At 46.0% G+C, this 322-nt stretch carries 1 pseudogene; it reads right to left on the bottom strand.

What is annotated here, in order from left to right:
* Window positions 1-322 (bottom strand): annotated as a pseudogene (locus tag ON15_RS10870) (IS5-like element ISLrh3 family transposase); the annotation flags it as partial.

Genomic DNA, 322 nt, shown 5'->3' with positions numbered 1-322 from the left:
CCCGTTCAATTTCAATGATGCCATTTTGAATGGAAGCATCAATCTTAGGGCCAAACTCTGTATTCTGTCGGGCTTTTCCGCGCTTGATTGGCCGCACATAGGGTTGTGCCAGACTAACAATGCGATCTTTAACTCGATGAGTCTTATTTTGATACATGAAATTCTGTTGTTCAAACAGACGTTGAATCGTTGCCAGCTTAACCAATTGACGTTCCGACAGCTGACCACCTTGTTCACGGAGCTCGTGGACGTAACGCAAATCACGTCGCACGTACTGCAGCTGCACTTTCACCTGTTTTCGAGTTTCTTTAGCTGAACGTCG

The organism is Liquorilactobacillus vini DSM 20605 (assembly GCF_000255495.1).
Lineage (GTDB): Bacteria > Bacillota > Bacilli > Lactobacillales > Lactobacillaceae > Liquorilactobacillus > Liquorilactobacillus vini.
This window is presented reverse-complemented; position numbering and strand designations above follow the sequence as displayed.